General features: G+C 31.1%; 11 protein-coding genes. 10 read left to right on the forward strand and 1 reads right to left on the reverse strand.

Annotated elements, in window-relative coordinates; all coding sequences use genetic code 11:
* Positions 1-58: 58 nt before the first annotated feature.
* Both C3729_RS09985 and C3729_RS09990 read left to right on the forward strand, forming a co-directional pair.
* The gene (locus C3729_RS09985) at positions 59-736 is read left to right on the forward strand and encodes a hypothetical protein (RefSeq protein WP_104794010.1); all 678 of its coding nucleotides are present in this window, start codon (positions 59-61) and stop codon (positions 734-736) included.
* A complete protein-coding gene (locus C3729_RS09990; RefSeq protein ID WP_104794011.1) occupies positions 729-5,882 on the forward strand; it encodes a helicase-related protein in 5,154 nt (1,717 codons plus the stop codon). The genes C3729_RS09985 and C3729_RS09990 overlap by 8 nt, the downstream gene beginning before the upstream one ends.
* Positions 5,883-6,046: 164 nt before the next feature.
* Here C3729_RS09990 and C3729_RS09995 read toward each other — a convergent pair whose 3' ends face one another.
* Positions 6,047-9,403: a TM0106 family RecB-like putative nuclease gene (locus C3729_RS09995; RefSeq protein ID WP_104794012.1), complete on the reverse strand. Its 3,357-nt coding sequence runs from the start codon at positions 9,401-9,403 to the stop codon at positions 6,047-6,049.
* A gap of 254 nt (positions 9,404-9,657) precedes the next feature.
* On the opposite strand from C3729_RS09995, the gene C3729_RS10000 reads away from it, so the two are divergent.
* The 8 genes from C3729_RS10000 (at position 9,658) to C3729_RS10035 (ending at position 18,615) form a co-directional block, all read left to right on the forward strand.
* Positions 9,658-9,963 (forward strand): helix-turn-helix domain-containing protein, encoded by a 306-nt coding sequence (locus C3729_RS10000; protein WP_104794013.1) that lies wholly within the window; start codon positions 9,658-9,660, stop codon positions 9,961-9,963.
* Positions 9,960-11,189, forward strand: a complete 1,230-nt coding sequence (locus C3729_RS10005) for a type II toxin-antitoxin system HipA family toxin (protein WP_104794014.1) — start codon at positions 9,960-9,962, stop codon at positions 11,187-11,189. Before C3729_RS10000 ends, C3729_RS10005 begins: the two co-directional genes overlap by 4 nt.
* Before the next feature lie 86 nt (positions 11,190-11,275).
* Positions 11,276-11,491 (forward strand): hypothetical protein, encoded by a 216-nt coding sequence (locus tag C3729_RS10010; RefSeq protein ID WP_104794015.1) that lies wholly within the window; start codon positions 11,276-11,278, stop codon positions 11,489-11,491.
* A 184-nt stretch (positions 11,492-11,675) separates the two neighbouring features.
* On the forward strand, positions 11,676-12,800 hold the full coding sequence (locus C3729_RS10015) for a hypothetical protein (RefSeq protein ID WP_133159969.1): 1,125 nt from the start codon (positions 11,676-11,678) through the stop codon (positions 12,798-12,800).
* Positions 12,801-12,917: 117 nt separating this feature from the next.
* On the forward strand, positions 12,918-13,529 hold the full coding sequence (locus C3729_RS10020; protein WP_104794017.1) for a DUF6088 family protein: 612 nt from the start codon (positions 12,918-12,920) through the stop codon (positions 13,527-13,529).
* On the forward strand, positions 13,519-14,535 hold the full coding sequence (locus C3729_RS10025; protein ID WP_104794018.1) for a nucleotidyl transferase AbiEii/AbiGii toxin family protein: 1,017 nt from the start codon (positions 13,519-13,521) through the stop codon (positions 14,533-14,535). Before C3729_RS10020 ends, C3729_RS10025 begins: the two co-directional genes overlap by 11 nt.
* Before the next feature lie 172 nt (positions 14,536-14,707).
* Positions 14,708-17,944: a kelch repeat-containing protein gene (locus tag C3729_RS10030; protein WP_104794019.1), complete on the forward strand. Its 3,237-nt coding sequence runs from the start codon at positions 14,708-14,710 to the stop codon at positions 17,942-17,944.
* Positions 17,941-18,615, forward strand: coding sequence for a hypothetical protein (locus C3729_RS10035; RefSeq protein WP_104794020.1), 675 nt, complete (start codon positions 17,941-17,943; stop codon positions 18,613-18,615). The genes C3729_RS10030 and C3729_RS10035 overlap by 4 nt, the downstream gene beginning before the upstream one ends.
* Positions 18,616-18,931 lie beyond the last annotated feature (316 nt).

Genomic DNA, 18,931 nt, shown 5'->3' on the forward strand with positions numbered 1-18,931 from the left:
TAAACTAATTTAAAAGCGGTAGGTCTTCAGATTTGCCGTTTTTTTTAATCTATAAAAAATGAAAAAAAAATTAACATTCCCATTTTTTCTTCTGCTTTTTGTTTTGAATTCTTGTCACAAAGAAATAAAGGCAGAAAAAGGAGGTATCGACATCATTTCCAACGTTTATTTTGATGCTTCCAAAGGATTAAATAAAATGCAAACCTTCCATATTTCTAGACTCAACTATCAAAATGATTCACTTATAGAATTAGTTTCTGATAATGAATTTCCAGAAATAATAACAGACACTTATTTCATAAAAGATACTGTTTACTACAATTTGAATAATAATACTTCATCAGTTTTTTCGGAAATACAAAAACAGCAAAAACCAACTTCGGTATATGCCAAAACTGTAGGAGCTGTTTTTACAAAAACCACACTTCTCAATTACAGAAACCGCAGAAAATTGAGTGATACTATACTTTTCAAAAAGAATTACAAACGCTTTGAAATCAATTCGCCTTGGAATTATACCCGATATTATATTTATCCATCTGATACGATTTTGCCTTATTCAATATACAAAGAAGTTGGTAAAGATTATCATGGTAGAATTGAAAGGATCGATTCATATGATAAAAAGAACGACATCTTTGTATCCCTTCAATTAATTCCCAGAAAAAATTGGGATGATACAGCAAAAGAAATTTTTGAGTTTAACCAGTTTGTAAAAAACCGAAAAAGTGAGTGATAAAGAACTTTTGAATCCTTTTTTTGAGGATATTACCGTTGAACAAGGAACTAAAAACGAGTTGATTGTCTTTAAAAATCATAAAGACAAAGAATCATTTTTAGAACTTTTGAAGTTGAATAATCAAAGCAACAATAGAACTCTAGTAACGCTCAATGCCGATGAATATTCTAAAAGATTTATTAACCGATTTCAAAACTATGAAGGTAAAATATTTCTTTGTCTGGAGGGGGATAGAACAGGAAATATGCATACTCTCAACATTCTTACGGAATTTAAAAACAAAAATATTAAGGATATCAGAACATTGTATGGGATTTCTGAAAATGCCAATCTTAATTTGGAGGAATATTTAAAAAATAAACTTCAATCTAATGATATAAATGTTACTTTAGTCGAACCAAAAAAAACACTAAATGAAAGAGATTACAATAAATCAAAAGGAATTCCCAATACTCAGCACTTGGGATCCGAATCTATTGGAAGAGATATTGGAAAACTTAGCAAAAACAGCCAATCCGAACAAATTGGAAATCACCCAAGCGGACAAAGATTGGGCAGCAACGATGCTAGAAATGGACTTGCAGACACAATCTGGAAGCATTTGGTCGGATACAGAGAACGAGAACGAGAAAGAGAAAGAGGATACGATGGTGGTCCACAACAAAATGATGATGAAAAAAATGAAAGAAGAGAAAATTCCTTGGGAGGAATCATATCCAGGAGAACTGTATCCCATAGAACAGAAAAAACATTAAGTCCTAATTCTACAAATAATGAGGAATTAGACTTACTCATATCAAAATATAAAGGTCAGAAACTGACCAATGAACAAGTTGCAGAAGTAGTTTCTGTAGCTTGTTTTGTTTCTAATAATCAAAAAGTTTTTCTGAAAGAAAATCTCAAAATCACTGAGGATTTAAAAGAAATTTGTAACCAGTTCAAAAGTGGTGGAACTACAAAGGAAGGCAGAGGGATTTTAGACGAATATTACACCGACGATAAAATCGTAAATACAGTTCGAAATTTAATCAGAGATCAAATTATTAATCAAAAAGAAATTTCAGTTTTAGAACCAAGTGTTGGAACGGGTAATTTTCTTTATGCTACAAAAGATTTAGCACTAAAATCTATTATTACTGCTTTTGAAATCAACGAAACTACGGCTAAAATTGCAAAAATTCTGCATCCCGAAGCAGATATTAATCTTCGTTCATTTGAAACCGAATTTATTGATGAAAAAGGAATTAAAAAAGAAGAATATTTACTTTATGACTTAGTAATTGGAAACCCTCCTTATGGTGAACATCGCGGCTTATATAAAGGTTTGGGGGAAGAGTCCAAAATTTCAAAATACGAAGATTATTTTGTAAAACGTTCTTTAGATTCTTTAAGAGCAGATGGGATTTTGGCTATGGTGCTTCCTTCAGGTTGGCTGAATAGACAAAAGGATTTGCAAAATGCGAATATCGTAGAAGGTTTTCGTTTGCCAAACGGAGCTTTTGCAGGAACTCAAATAGGAACGGATATTATTATTCTCAAAAAAAGTATTCATAAAATTTCTACTGATATTTCGAACTATTTTGAAGTTAATCCTTCAAGGATTTTAGGAGAAATAAGGGAAAAAACTAATCGTTTCGGACGTTTAGAAAATTATGTTCATGGAAGTTTAGAAGAGGCTTTATCAAAAATTCAAAATTTTAAAAACAAAAAGGAAACCGCAAGAATTGGAAATCTTTTCGAAGATTTATTTTTAGAAAATACCGAACAAAAAATTGATGAAAAATTTGAAACAAAAATTGAAACTAAAACAGAGAATGAAAAGCAATCCATCGAAAAAGAGTTTGATTTAGCTCAAGTTAAAATTGAAACGGTACTTTCTCAACTCAATAATATCAAATTTAAATCGCCTACAATTGTTTCAGAGATAAGAAAATATGAAAGATTTCTCGAAGACTTAATAGCAAAACCGACTTTGTTTTCAGAAGAAAATTTAAAAGAGATTATTGAAAAAAGTGATAGAATAATTTCTATTCACAATAACAAAAAGGAGAATGAGTATAAAATTCAAACCAAACCTGAACTCAAGAAAGGAATTTTAAAATATCAGTTTTCCAAACGAGATGAAATCGTCAATACTTCTTTACAAAATAGTTCTGATATTACCAAAGAACAAATTGAAGCTTTCAGAGATACCTCTTATGAAGGAACACTCAATAATCATGAAAAACATTCTCGATTTGCAAATTATATTGATGGTAAATGGGTTCATGATTTTTATTATGCTGAAGGGAATATCTATAAAAAATTAGAACAACTTGAAAAAGATTTTTCGGTTAAAAATGCCAATGGAGAAATGATAAATCAATATGTAAAACAAAAATCTTTATTAGAAAGTGTACTCCCTAAAACAAAATCTTTAGACGAAATTTTCATCAGTCCTAATCATGAGTTTGTACATAAATTTGATTTAGGGATAATAGATAAAGATCGATGGAATCCGAATACAAGACAAATGGAATCCATTACAGAAAATTACAATCTTGCGGAAAAATTCAAAGATTTTGTTGGGACTTTATCCAGTGAGGCTTTTGCGGGTTCATCGGCTTGGGAAGTGCGAAGTTTTGTAAATAATGAAACAGTCACTGGAAGTGATAAAGAAAGAAATGCTTTGGTCAGAGAAAGAAGAAAAGCTGCTGCGAATGATTTGTTTTACAAATTTGTTCGGGAAGAATTAAACGATGATATCAGAAATCGTTTCGTGAAAGAATTTAATAGAAATTACAACAATATACATGTTCCGGATTATTCTAAATTTCCACTATTCTCAAAAATTCATCAAAATTTCAAAGGAAAAGAATTAAAACTAACCGAAGTTCAAAAAGCTGGAATTGGACGACAAACCACCAAAGGAGTAGGGCTTTTGGCGCACGAGGTTGGCTTTGGGAAAACATTGTCTGGTATTCTTTCAATGCATGAAGCTATGGAAAGAGGAAATGCTAAAAGACCAATCATTATTGTGCCCAATGATAGTATATTGAAACAATGGGTGGAAACGATTTTTGAAACAATTCCGAATGCAAAAGTGAATGTTCTTGGCAATCTTGGTAAGGATTACGACCTGTCAAAATTTCATAATAATGACGGGGAAATTACCATTGTTACTTACGAAGGGTTTAATAATATTGGCTTTTCAGAAAATATTACTCAAAATCTTGCTTCAAAGTTTTCCTATATTTCTGAAAACGAATTAAAAAGTCTAAATTCCATTAGTGAAAGAGATTTTCAAAAGGAACTTGAAAAAGTGAAAGAAACAGAGGGAAAAATGAAGCGTGGGAAAATCTATGATTGGGAAGATTTCGGTTTTGATCATCTCACTTATGATGAAGTTCACAACGCAAATCATATTGTTGGAAAAGTTAAAATCGAAGACCGCAGATTTGCATCAGACTTCAGAAGCCAAAATCAACAAACTTCAAAATTGGGAATCAATACTTGGATGGCTGCACAATACATTCAAGATAAAAACGATGGCAGAAATGTTACTCTTCTTTCAGCAACGCCTTTTACCAATAAACCTTTAGAATATTACTCAATCCTTTCATTAATTGCCAATAAACGTTTGGAAGAATCGGGATATTTCAATGTGAATACTTTCTTTGAAACCTTTATGGAGGCAGACAATGATATGGAGATTGATGCAAAAGGTGATGTGAAATTTAAAGCCAATGTCCGAAGGTTTAAGAATAATTCTTTGTTTCAACAACTTCTATCTGAATTTATTGACATTAAAGGAGAAGAAGACAATCCAGAATTAAAACGCCCCAATAAAATCAATAAAGAATATAAAATTGAACAAAATGACTTAACGAAAGAGCAATACGAAATACTCAATGAAAGTTTTAATGAAACTCAGAAAGGAGCAATTCTTACCCATATTCTTAATGCACGACTAATTGCTATTTCTCCATATCTATCACCTTGTTATGATGGTCAAAATCCTTCCTTAAAAGAGTTTGTTGAAAATTCTCCGAAACTGAAGCAAATGATGGATTTAATCCAACAGAACAAAAAAGACATTCCTGAATCTGGACAAATTATTTATTCTGAATTGGCAGTAGCGGAATTTCCAAAACTCAAAGAATATCTTATTCAAGAAATTGGTTACAAACCAGAAGAAATCGGAATTATCACAGGAGCAACAAATAAAAATCAAAGAATAGCGATTCAAAATGACTTTAACGATGGAAAAATAAAAATAGTTATTGGAAGTGAGGCTATTCAGGAAGGGATGAATCTTCAGGAAAATACGACGGATATTTATATGCTTTCATTACCTTACAATTTCACATCATTACGACAAGTGGAGGGGCGAGCGTGGCGACAAGGAAATAAAAATGAAAATGTGCGGATCAATTTTATGCTTACTAACGATAGTATTGATGTTTTTATGCTTCAAAAGTTACAATCAAAACAAGCAAGATATTTAGAAGCCATGAAGAAAGGAGCCGATGTTTTGGATGTTTCTGATATCAGTACTCAAGAATTAAAAACCGCAATTATCACTAATCCTGAAACTAGAGCGAATATTGAAATTGAATTAATGAAAAAGAGAATCGAAAATGAGAAAAATAAGCATCTCGCCGACATTGCTTTTGTTTTGAGAAAGCATCAAGATTTTTTAAAAGTACAAGAAGATGTTACCAAAGCTCAGAATAATTATAATAGGATCCTTGGCTATTCAAAAGAAGAAGGTGATAATGCTGAATATTGGAAAAACCAGTTACCGTTTTATCAAAAGACAATAAATTTAGCTAAAGAAAAAGTAAAAGAGGAAGTTGAGCATTTATTGCAAAAAGGAATCAATGTTACTGAAATTGAAAACAAGAAATTAGTAACCGAAAATAAAATTGAAGAATTGGATAAGAAGTTGCAGGATTTGTCCAATTTAAGAGAGGATTTGCTTTCTAAATACAGATTTGAAAAGGAGGAGCAATTAAAAAATAGAGAGAGTGAGGACTATGTAGGAGAGAGAAAGGCAGAAAACTCTGAATTATTTAATGCTTCACAATTAGGAATGATTGAAAAACAAAGCAATGCAATTTCTTTTGAAGATAAACAAAAATCTAATGTAATGAGAAGGTAATTATTTATATTTCTCTAAAGAAATTAGTAATACTGAAATTATAGATTGTATCATTATTTATCCTACTCTTAATAAAGATATTGAGCTAAAATTTTCTGAAATAAAATCTTATCAGAATATCTATAAAATGGGTATTTGTTTACCAATAAAAAACAGCGTTTAATTTAAATGCAATAATTAGCAAGCTCTATAAATCTACAAAATGGGTTTGCTAATTTAATTTGTTCGGGTGATTTACAATCAGGTTCAAATATCCTTGGATTTCCTACTATAATAAACATTGCCTTAGCTCTTGAAACAGCTACATTCAACCTATTCGGACTATATAAAAATTCCATTCCTCGCGGAGCATCTTCAGGTGATGAGCTTGCTATACTATAAATAACTACGGGTGCTTCTTGTCCTTGGAATTTATCTACAGTACCCATCTGAATATGTGGTAATCGCTTTTGCATTTCAAAAACATTACTGTTGTAAGGTGTGATTATTTTTATATCACTAGCAACTAAAACTTTTTTTTTGTTTTTTTCATCATACCAAAAAACATCACCCTTTGTAAGTTCTTGAACAATTTTTTCAATTGCATTAATTTCTTCTAATGACATATTGCTATTACCTTCATGGGCAACTGATTTATAAAATAACCCAGAACCAATAAATTGTGTATTTCCTTCAATCCTTTGATTTTCTCTTCCTTTCTCTGAATGTAATCTCGATTCATAAAACATTTCAGAATCAAATAAACAAATATTAGGATGCATTCTCCAGGTACTAGATAAAAATATTCCCTTATCAATAGGGATGGTTTTCTTCCCCTCTAACAAATGTTCCAAAGCAGATACTTCAGTCCCTTCAGGATGAACACCTTTAATAGGTTGTTTCAATTGTTGATGATCACCAAGTAAAATAACATTTTTACTTGCATGTGAAACTACTAGAGTGTCAATCAAAGCAAATTGACCTGCTTCATCTATAAATAAATAATCTAAAGTATCTTTCAACTTTTCACTACACCACATAAAACTAGTTCCAGCTACTATATGGTAATTTTGAAGATTAGCTACAATTGTATCTACGTTTTTGGCAATATCCCATGGATAATCTCCTTCATCTGTTGAAGAACCTTTATAAATTATCTTCAAATCAAAGGTTTCTTTGTCTGCTAGATGTTTTATTTTTTCAAGTAAATTGATAATTACTTTATGGCTAAGTGCTGTAATTCCAATACGTTTGCCTTTCTTAATCAAATCAAAAATCATATGACTTCCAGTATAGCTTTTTCCTGCTCCTGGTGGTCCTTGTATTGGTAAGTAACTAGAATCTAATTTAGTAGCCCAATCAATACTCTTTTCCAATAAAATGTCTGTATCAATTAGTGGTTGTGTAAGTTGAGGCAACTTATTTAATAATAAATCTCTTGTAACTTTGTAGCTAGGTAATTCATTTTCAAAACCATTAGCAACAATCCATTCGGCAAAACGAATTAAATTTTCCTCTTTATCTTTGGTACTGAACTGCTCAAACTTGATTATGGTAAATGGATGGTTATCTTTGATGCTTGGTCCTTTCTTAAGCTTAAGAATTCCATTTAATTCATCAATTTCATTAATTTCTCCTGCATTTCCTCCATTCTCATTCTTTATTTGATTTCCCGGTTTTAGTTCACTTTCTTGACTAGGAAATCTATAAGTATCGACAAAACTTCTCTTGACAGGAACGCTTTCACCTGTAAATTGTAAGTAAGTTATAGCGGTTTTTTCATCTAATAACTCATCAGGTTCTAATTCCATAATTCTGTAATACTCCCACCAAAATGATTTTTGTTCTCTTCTATACCAATCCAACATATTAGCCAAAATAAATCTTGCTTGTTGTTCTTTGGTTCGTTCAGTTACATCGAGTGGAATTTCATGCATCAAAGCCTCATAAATAGGCGTGATGCGTTCCAAATGAGCAGTAACATGTTCAGGTTCTTCAATATCATTTGATATTGGCCTTGGTATATCACTTCCCTTTGATATCAATAATGCTCTTTCTTTTTCTAACCATTGATGCAAATGCAATGTAGAAAAGCAATCATCTTGATTATAAAGCTGAATAGCTTGTTTCATCTCTTCTGTAATCAATTCAAATTTTTTACTTTCCAATAAAAATTCAAAATCAGCTTTAAATTTAGATAGAGTTCTTAATTCCATTTCTCTTACGAATCCATGATACTTTTCTAAATCTTTTAATGAATATCTTTCAACTCCAGCTCTAATGGATTGTTTTAAAATTCTATGTAAATCAATAAAACAATTGGTTCGTAATAAAATATCAATTTCATTTTCCTTTGTAGCATATTTACCCATCATTCGTTTCAAGGCTATAGTTTCATAAGGAGCAAAATGATAAACATGTAAACCTGAATATTCACTTTTTTTATCAAAAACAAAATCAATAAACTGCTCCAGTGCTATTTTTTCTTCTTCCATATTGGAAACCCAAATGCAATGATATTTTCCTTGAAATACCCAGCCAAATAAATACTCTAGTCCTGATGGTTCCACTAATGGGTCACCTTCAAAATCTAAATAAATATCTCCATCAGTTGGTTCAGCTAAATTGTAAAATCCAGTAGTTTCCTTTAATTCTATAACTTCATAAATTGGTTTTTGTAAACTTCTAGTTTCATTTTGAATCCTAGCTTGTTCTCTTAATTTTGTAAATGTTTCTTTTGAACCTTTATTTGGTTTAAAAGGAATAGGTAATGGCATTTCTGACATAGCTTGTAATGTAGTCACTCCATGAAGTTTTACCTCTTTAATCTGAGAAGTACCCATTCCTGCAATGAAACTCAAATGGTCATCTTTTCTTCTAATGCTATTACAATATTCCCACCAATTACAAATATCACAATGAGAACAAGGTTCTGGATAAGTTTCCACTGGTGTTGCAATAGCAGTTTCTAATCGTTTTTTAATTAACCGTAAATAAGAAATGTAATCATTTACACGATATACAATTTCACTTTCAGGTGTTCTCACACGCATATTTTCAGGCAGAACTCCTTGAATTTCTTCTATCATTTCAGAATAAAGAGCAATTTGTAATATGGTTCCTGCTCTTGTTTCTGTTGAAAGTTTTGTATCAATTACTTCATAAGACCAATCACCTAAATTACTAGATTTATTTACTTTTACTAGAAAATCAGCCCATCCTTGCCATTTTTCATTACTTAATCTTGCTTGGTAGATGTAATCAGCTCCTTGATGCATAGCTTCAATAGTCTTTTGCCTAGCATTTTCTACTTCTTGATCTATTTTGACAATTGAGAAACCTTTAGATTCTAATTCATTTAAAAAAGAATTTTCAAAATCAATTCCTCTTTCTCTTAAAACATCTAAAACTTTATTATTACTAATTGGCTTTTCCTTTAAACCTTCAACAACATCATAATTAAGATTAGTTAAGTGCTTACAATGAATATGATTAGATAAATCAGAAGCAGAAAAAATGATTTGAATATGTGCTTTTCTCACTGCAAAAAAGATTAAATGATTAGAATAAACAAAAACTATAATTTTAAATTAAGTCATTTCTCAAATGTAAGAATTTAAAGCAAATAAAAGTAATTTGTTTTGAAAGTAAATTGTTAAATTTTAAAATACCACGACACAAACTGTTAGCGAAAATTAAATAGAGTTTTGTGTGTTTGTACTCCTATTAATTTTTCGTACATTTGTAATACAATAATATTAATTATTGCAACATAATTTATTTAAATACCAGTATTATGTTATTTATTTCTTCTTCAAAAGCGCAAAAAAAAATAGCTGAAAATGTACGTGAAAGAAGATTACAAATGGATCTTACACAAGAAGGTTTAGCGGAGAGATCAGGTGTGCCTTTGTCCACATTGAGGAAATTTGAACAAAAAGGAAATATTTCTTTAGAATCATTTTTAAAATTACTTTCTGTAATAGGCGGTTTAGAGGAAGTAATAAACGCTTTAAAGCCTAACATACCAAATTTTAAATCCATTGATGATGTTCTAAAAACAGAGGCAGAAATCATTAAAAAAAGGGGCAGAAAAAAATGAAAACAGCTATCAAAGAAATAAAAGTAGGATTAGATTTTGGCTCTGGAATTCAACCTGTTGGGAGATTGGCAATACGAAATGGTATTATCTATTTTGAGTACGACAATGATTTTTTGCAGACAGAATTAGAAATATCACCCATCAAACTTCCTTTGCAGCGAGGTGTGATAGGGCTTCCAAGAGATCCATTTGAAGGTTTAGCAGGCGTTTTCAATGATAGTTTGCCCGATGGTTGGGGGAGATTGCTTTTTGATCGTATGCTTCGTTACGAAGGTATTTTACCATCAGAAGTTACTCTCCTTGATCGTTTGGCTCACGTAGGTTTACATGGATTGGGCGCTTTGGTTTATGAGCCAGATGAAAGCCCAAATTTTGATGATGAAATAATTGATTTAGATGTATTAGCTTCACAAACAAAAGAAGTTTTAGAAGGAGGATCTGATGAAGTTATTGCAGAACTTTTAGCATTGAATGGTTCTTCTGCGGGAGCAATGCCAAAAGCTTTAATTGGCGTAGATAAAGAAAGAAAAAACATCTCGTATGGAGCTCATCATTTAAGCGATGGTTTTGAACCTTGGATGGTGAAATTCCCGAACTCACAAGATGGCAATGATTCTGGTGCGATTGAATATGTATATGCTTTAATGGCTACAGAAGCAGGAATTGCAATGCCAAATGTTCATTTATTTTCTTCACAAAAAGGAAATGGTTACTTTGCAGTCAAACGTTTTGACAGAGAAGGAAATGAACGCCTTCATATGCATACCGTGAGCGGATTGATTCACAGTAATTTTAGATTTCCATCTCTTGATTATGAAGATTTATTGTCTTTGACAAGTTATTTAACCAAAGATATTCGAGAGGTGGAAAAAATGTTTCGATTAGCTGTTTTCAATGTCATGGCACATAATCAGGATGACCATGCAAAGAATTTTTCGTTTTTGATGAATGAATTGGGCGAATGGAAATTATCTCCAGCTTATGACCTTACCTTTTCAAACGGACCTGGTGGCGAACAAAGTACTATGGTATTGGGTGAGGGTAGAAATATAACCCTACAACATCTTTTAAAATTAGGTACAGAAGCTCAACTTTCAAAAAATTTCATAGAGAGTGTTATTGATCAAACACGTTCTGCAATTGGTAAATGGACGGATTTAGCTAAATATTATGGTGTTAGCGATTCAAATATCAATTTTATTAATCGTAGTATTTCAAAATGGTGAAAATTTCAAAAAACCATTTTATAAATGTACCCTTTTGTACACCTCAATACACTTGAAAATGCCATCAATAAAAGAAAGTTAAGATTGTGTATTGGGGCACTTGGTTTATTTTCCAAATTGCAAGTGAAAGAACTTTTGGAATCTCTGGTTTAAGAGCAAGTAAATCTGAATTAGAAAGACATCATTTATTTCCAAAAGCTTGGTTGATGCGTAATGGAGTTACCGAACAAAGAAATTATAATCAAATTGCCAATTTTGCTTTAGTAAAATGGAATGATAATATTGTAATTAGCTATAAATAACCCAAAGTTTACTTGCCAATTTATGCAAAAAGACTCGATGATAACGAATTAAAAAAGATGCGTTTTTGGTATGCTTTACCTGAGAATTGGCAAGAAATGAATTATCGTGATTTTCTTCCTGAAAGGAGAAAGTTAATTTCTAAAGTTGTTGAAGAGGCCTATAAAAAATTATAAAACATCTAAGATGGATAACAATATTAAAATTTCTCGAAAAGAACTTTATGATAAGGTTTGGGCTACTCCAATGACTCAATTAGCTAAAGAGTTTAACTTATCAGATAATGGTCTGCGAAAAATTTGTATTAAATATGTTATTCCTTTACCGCCAGTTGGTTACTGGCAAAAACTTCAATACGGTAAAAAAGTTGTTAAACCAGACCTGCCTGAAGTAGAGGAAGAAAATGAGATTAATATTCACGTTGATTCTCTAAAAGAAAATATTTATTCTGAGAATTCAATTAGAAGAATTGTTACCGCAGAAATAAGAAGTAATTCAGCTCTGATTTTGAAAGTAAATGATAGGTTAAGTAATTCTGATGATATTGTAATTAAAACACAATCTAACCTTGAAAAGAAAAAATTATCAGAATCCTATGAAAGAGTAAAAGGAACAATTAGTACAGATCGAGGATTACCTAGCATTGTAGTTTCTCCAAAAAATGTATCGCGTTCATTGAGAATTTTGAATAATCTTATTAAGAATTTTAAAGTTTTAGGTTATAAAATTTTCTTGAATGATGAGGGCTTAAATATTGTTGCTTATGATGACGATAAAATGCTAATCTACATTCGGGAAAAAAGCAAAGTTTTGTTAACTCCAAATCGATGGGGAGGAAACGACAGAGATTTAATTGCTAATGGTAAATTAGCAGTAAAAGTTGGACGGTTTGGTACTTTTGAGTTTGTTGATACAGATAAGAATCTAATAGAAGACCAAATCGAAAAAATCCTTATCAAAGTTGAAACTGAGTTTCGCGAAATGGATGAAAGAAGAAAACTTTGGAAGGCTGAGCATGAGAGACAAGAAAAGTGTAGAAAGATAGAGGAAGCCAAACAAGAGTTGAAAGATAATGAGCTTAAAAAATTCATTGGATTTTTTAATGATGCTCATCGTTGGAAGAAGTTTACCGTTCTTAAAGAGTATTTTGAGCATGTGAAGAATATAAATCCTGACGATTTGGAGTGGATCCAATGGGCAGAAAAGAAATTAGATTGGTATAATCCCGCTAAAAATGAATTTGATGATTTGTTAGATCATGTGGATAAGGATACTTTAGAGGATACTTCTAAGAAGAAATGGAAATGGTAATTATCCATACTCACTAAATTTGGTGCAAATTTAGTGAGTATGGAGTGAAAATACAAATGATGAGTGTTTTGTCGCAAATATTTACTAAATTTGCGACAAAATAAATAAACATATTGAATGGAAAGTATTGACAGTAAAATACTTGAAAAAATAAAAAAAGCGAAGAGGGGTTCGCTTTTTTATACTGAAGATTTCTTATCATTTGGTAATTATAAAGCAGTATCTAAAGCATTAGAACGTTTGGTGAATACCAATGAAATTTCAAGAGTTTCCAGAGGAATTTTTGCGGTTTTGGAAAAAGATCCAATTATTGGTGAAGTGTATCCTAGTACAGAAGAAATAGCAGAATCTATTCGAAAAAGAGATAAAGCAAGGTTAATTCCTACAGGAGTTTTAGCACTTAATGCTTTAGGTCTTTCCACTCAGATTCCCATGAATTTAGTTTATTTAACAGATGGTTCAGCAAGAACAATTAAATTAGGAAAACGAAGTGTTGTATTTAAAAAGGCGAGTCCAAAAAATTTAGCTGTTATTGGGAGCATCAGCGGTCTTGCTATACAGGCACTTAAGGAAATAGGAAAGGATAACATAACAGAACAAGAGTTAGAAATCATTATTAAACATCTTAAAAAAGAAGAGCCTTATCGTTTAGAGCACGACATAAAATTGGCTCCAGAATGGATACGAATTATCATGAGAAAAGCATTGCCTAAGAAAAATGAAAAATAAATTTCTAGAACTTCCAAAAGAAACCCGAATTAACATCTTCAACAGAGTTGCTGATCAATTGGGTATTACTCCTTTTGCAGCCGAAAAAGATTGGTGGGTTACAAGAACCTTATCGATCATTTTTGAAATGGAAAATGTTGCCCCTCACTTAGTATTTAAAGGAGGTACATCATTAAGTAAGGCTTGGAATTTAATAGAGAGATTTTCAGAAGATGTTGATTTGGCTATTGATAGGGCATATTTAGGATTTGATGAAATCCCGAAACGAAAAACCAATTTGCGTAAAAAATCTGGAAAATTCATTTCAGAAGAGTTCTTTCCCGATTTAAAAGAACGATTTTTATCAAAGGGGATAGGAGAAAATGTGAATTTTACATTAGAACCAGCTCAATCATCCGATCAGGATCCAAGGATTATCAATATATTTTATCCCAATATTATTGAGCTTACAGGATATATGAATCCTAGAGTTCAGATCGAAATTGGTTGTAGATCTTTGATTGAACCGTATTCTGATAGATTAATTTCCTCATTGGTAGATACTCAATTTAGAGAAGTTGATTTTATTGAAAAACCATTTTTTGTTCCTTCAGTAAATCCAGAACGAACATTTTTAGAAAAAATATTTCTTTTGCATGAAGAATTTCAAAAATCTCAGGAGAAAATTAGAGTAGATCGTTTGAGCAGACATTTATATGACTTGTATATGCTTTACAATTCTGAATTTAAAGATAAAGCCCTAAATGATGAAGCCTTGTACCGTGAAATAGTACAACATAGGTTAGAATTTAATAGAGTTGCAGATGTTGATTATTCATTACACAGTTCTCAAACCATAAATCCAATTCCACCAGACACAATAATTAAAAAGTGGGAACAAGATTATGAAACCATGAGATTGGAAATGCTTTACAGCGAAAATCGACCTACTTTTTCTGAAATTATCGAGACATTACAAAAATTAAAATCAGAAATCAATAATTTAAATTGGACAATTGAAGTTTAAAATGTACTACTTTTGTACACCTAATAACCTTTAATATGCTTTAAATAAAGGCTTTTTTAGATTCTGTATCGGAAAGTAATAAAATTACTCATCAGAAGCATAATAAAAATCATCAATAGAATAAAAATTATTTTTTTATTTTAGCATGACTTTAACTAATAACCTTATCTGAATGAAAAAAAGTTTATTTTTTCTCTTATTAAGTACATTACTTTATTCTCAAAACATAAATTTTACTTGGATTCAAGGTACAAATCAAACTGAACAAACTGCAGAAATTGGTTTATATGGACTAGACTCTGATGAAAACTGGCCAGGTATTCAAAGAGATATGTCTTATGTAGTAGACAAAGAGGGATTATTTTGGATGTTTGGCGGATACAGTGAGGGTAGCTATAGCAGTATATTATGGAGCTACAATAAGCAAAACAATAATTTTACGTTTAAAAAAGGCAGACCTTATAATGATTCTAACGGTTTTGATAAAGGAATCAACGTAGAGAGTTATCGCAATATGCCTTCTGGAGTTTCACTATCTTCATTTTGGACTTCAAATAATAATTTATATAAATTTGGAGGGATTACTAGCTCTTTAACAGCGAGCAATGATTTCTGGAAATTTAATATTGCAACCAATAATTGGATTAAAATATCTGAACCTACTAATGATGGAGCTGGGCATTTTGGAACGAAAGGCGTAGAAGACATTGCAAATATACCTCCTGCTTTAATTAATACAACAACTTGGACCGATGAACAAGGGAACCTATATCTTTTTGGAGGAAGAACAGGCCTTAGTAATAGATCTAATACTGTAGAATATGATACATTATGGAAATATAATATTTCTACGAAGATGTGGAGTTGGATTGGAGGAAGTGATCAACCTAATGCTACTGGTAATTATAATACATTAGGTCAGGAGCATTCATTAAACTCACCAGGTGCAAGGTATGGTTCATGTTCATTTAAAGATTCTCAAGGTAACATATATATTTATGGAGGTTTTTTTAATGGTAAATCTCAATATTATTTATTAAATGATCTTTGGAAGCTTAATATGAATACTGGACAATGGACTTGGTTAAAAGGTAGTCTAACTAGTAAAGAAAGTATTGTAAGTGACATTGGAGTAGAAGATCCAAATAATTTACCCAATACATTAGACTGGAGTTTGGACAATCCAAAACCTAATCATTGGGTAGATAATAGCGGTGATTTTTGGATATTTGTAAATCAATACATGTGGAGATACAGAATATCTACAAATTCATGGGCTGTAATGAAACAAAAAAAAATTATTACCGATGATGATAAAAAACCAATTTATGGAACAATAAATGTAGAAGATCCAAAAAACTTTCCAGGAACTATTAATGGATCAGCTTGTTGGATTGGAAATGACGGGAACTTGTATCAGTTTAAAGGTAGTAAAAACATTGATGCTATATGGAAGTACAATATCCAAACCAACAATTGGGTTTGGATTAAAGGTGTAGATAGTAACATTAATTCTGTTAATAAAAATACGTATCAAAAGCTTGCAGGACTATTAGAAAGTGAAAATACACCAGGCGGAACCTTAGATTTTGGCGCTAAATGGACTGATGAAGATGGAAATCTTTGGCTTTATGGGGTTCTAGGTTCATTCCATAAAGGATTTTCCCTATATGTGTATCGATCAGATGATTTATGGAAGTTTGATATTTCTCAAAAAAAATGGCAATGGATTAAAGGAAACTATTTTTCTTTCTACAATTTTTCTAATTATAATTCTTTAGATTATGGGGTGTTAAATGTTGAAGACAAGAGAAATTCTCCAGGATCTCGTAATGAAGCGTTTTCATGGATAGATAAAAATGGAAATCTATGGCTTTTTGGCGGCAATTATGGCAGCTTTGATAATCAATTGCATCAGGACTTATGGATGTATAACAGAAAAACTAATAATTGGGTATGGAAAGGGGGCAAACAAAAAAATGATGAACCATTTGCTAATTATGGAACGTTAGGCGTTTCTTCTATTACTAATATTCCTGGAGCTAGAAGAGATGGCAAGAGTTGGGTAGACCAAGAAGGAAATTTTTATCTCTATGGCGGCTATGGCTTTGATGAGAAGTCTTCTCAAAGAGGTTATCTAAATGATGTATGGAAATATGATATAACACTTAATCAATGGGTTTGGTTAAGTGGAGATAAAATAATCAACAGCACCAACAGTAAAGATTATCCTATTGCCAAGGAAGAAAGTGGCATAGGATGGCAAGATGAAAATAAAAATTTTTGGTATTATTTTTCTGGTATTATGTGGAAATATCAAACCAATAATAATACATGGACGAAAGTAAGGAGTTCAATACCTTTTACGGCTCTTAATTATGGAAATATTGGAGTAGAAAACGACACTAATTTTCCGGGAAACAGAGCCAATGCATTTACATGGACTGGAAAAAATGGTGACTTATGGTTTTTGGGAGGAAAGGACAGCTATTCTAAACTAGATTTATGGAGATATAATATTAATACAAATAATTGGACTTGGATGTATGGTCCTAAATCTTCATTACCAAAAAATTATGGTCAAATAAATGTTTCTTCGCCCACAAATCTTCCTCCTCATAGGTATAATTCTGCAACTTGGAATGATCAGTTAGGAAACTTATATTTCTTCGGAGGTGATTTATATAATGATGTTTGGCGAATAAATTTTAATAATTACGCACCTAATTTATTTACTGTTACTGCACAAGATGAAACTTGTGATACCAAAAATAATGGAGCAATATTAATTACTTCTAAAGAAAATTATACTTACAGCTATTCATTAAATGGAAGTAATTGGGTGTCTTTTAATTCATCTGTCACGCTCAATAACCTGAATGGCGGCACATATAATCTATGCATTAAATTATCAAATGATACGCAGTATTGTTATGTAGTAAATATCGGAAAACCTGAAAATTTAAAGGGAAAAATTGAACTATCTGGAAGGCTTGCTAAAGTTCAGATACAGTCAGGTACAGCACCTTTTACCATTACTTATGGAAAAAAAAATATTACGGTTTACAGTAAAGGAAGCTATGATTTAATTCTAGATAATTTTGCAGATAATATTGTATTAGAATCGTCCAAATCATGTGAAGGGAAAATTATTAAAGAATTAATTACTACCCAAAATGATATCGTAATATTTCCAAATCCTACGAGTGATTTGATAAATATTGTTAACCATTTAAATGAAAAGGTACACCTAGCTCTATACTCACAAAATGGTCAACTGATTATGGAAGATGATATCAAAGAAAATCACTCCAAAACTATTTCTATCAAAAAACAACCTTCAGGGACATACCTTCTAGTGTTGGAATCCGAAAATAGAAAAATGATTAAAAAAATTATTAAGCAATGAAAAACAATACTTCTATAATTATTATTTTTTTTTGTCTTTTTTTCTTAATAGCTTGTAGCGATAATAGAGAAGAAAATACTCCCAAAAAATTAGTAACAGCTACCACTTTACTGCTACCATCTGATAAACAAATCTGTATGGAAATGCCTATTACATTCTCTTGGAAAAGCGTAACAAATGCAACCAGTTACAACTTAACCGTAAATAAAGTAGAGAACGGTAAAGAAACTACTGTTTTTACAGAATCTACGTCAAATACAAACTATTCATTTAATAATCTTGAAAAAGGAATATTGTATAAATGGAAAGTGGAAACTATAGGCCCTCAAAATTCTATGATGAGCAGTACTTTTCAGTTTCAAACAGAATCTTTAGCCATAACAAATCATACCCCATTTGCTCCAGAACTTATAAGTCCTACACTTGGAAGTACTATAGTTGATAATTCTGTGAGTTGGAAGTGTGAAGATTTAGACAATGATCCTCTTACTTATGATCTCTATTTAGGTACAGATATTAACAATTTAAGGTTAACAGAATCAAATCTTACATCAACTAATTATAAGTTTAAAGAATTAGTAGCCAACACAAAATATTATTGGAAAATTATAGCAAAAGATAATCACTCTAATGTGTCCGTTGGTCAAGTATGGAGTTTTATAACCTCTTAAATAGCATTGAAAATAAAACAAATATTGTTTTTTCAAATCTGCAAAATATGAAATAGGTTATATAGTTATGAAGTGATGATTTGAAAATTTGCTTTTTTTCGTTTTAATAAAATGAAATGTCAAAGATTGCAAATCCTCGACATCTGACATCTTAGACCAAATATCATATTCTAATTAAATAACAAATACGAATATAAAAATGATAGACTTTATTTTTGACTTTTTTCGGATTATTTATCAGACTTACTTTTGTGTATAAGTTTGATTTAAAAAAAATGAATGCAAATAACTCTCCTGAAGAAAGTCATATAAACAC

Origin of the sequence: Cloacibacterium normanense, assembly GCF_002943105.1 — a bacterium.
Lineage (GTDB): Bacteria > Bacteroidota > Bacteroidia > Flavobacteriales > Weeksellaceae > Cloacibacterium.

Excerpts from the sequence above, each read along its gene's own strand:
- C3729_RS09985 (WP_104794010.1), top strand. The coding sequence starts at position 59 with ATGAAAAAAAAATTAACATTCCCATTTTTTCTTCTGCTTTTTGTTTTG.
- C3729_RS10000 (WP_104794013.1), top strand. The coding sequence starts at position 9,658 with ATGTTATTTATTTCTTCTTCAAAAGCGCAAAAAAAAATAGCTGAAAAT.
- C3729_RS10005 (WP_104794014.1), top strand. The coding sequence starts at position 9,960 with ATGAAAACAGCTATCAAAGAAATAAAAGTAGGATTAGATTTTGGCTCT.
- C3729_RS10015 (WP_133159969.1), top strand. The coding sequence starts at position 11,676 with ATGGATAACAATATTAAAATTTCTCGAAAAGAACTTTATGATAAGGTT.
- C3729_RS10020 (WP_104794017.1), top strand. The coding sequence starts at position 12,918 with ATGGAAAGTATTGACAGTAAAATACTTGAAAAAATAAAAAAAGCGAAG.
- C3729_RS10025 (WP_104794018.1), top strand. The coding sequence starts at position 13,519 with ATGAAAAATAAATTTCTAGAACTTCCAAAAGAAACCCGAATTAACATC.
- C3729_RS10030 (WP_104794019.1), top strand. The coding sequence starts at position 14,708 with ATGAAAAAAAGTTTATTTTTTCTCTTATTAAGTACATTACTTTATTCT.
- C3729_RS10035 (WP_104794020.1), top strand. The coding sequence starts at position 17,941 with ATGAAAAACAATACTTCTATAATTATTATTTTTTTTTGTCTTTTTTTC.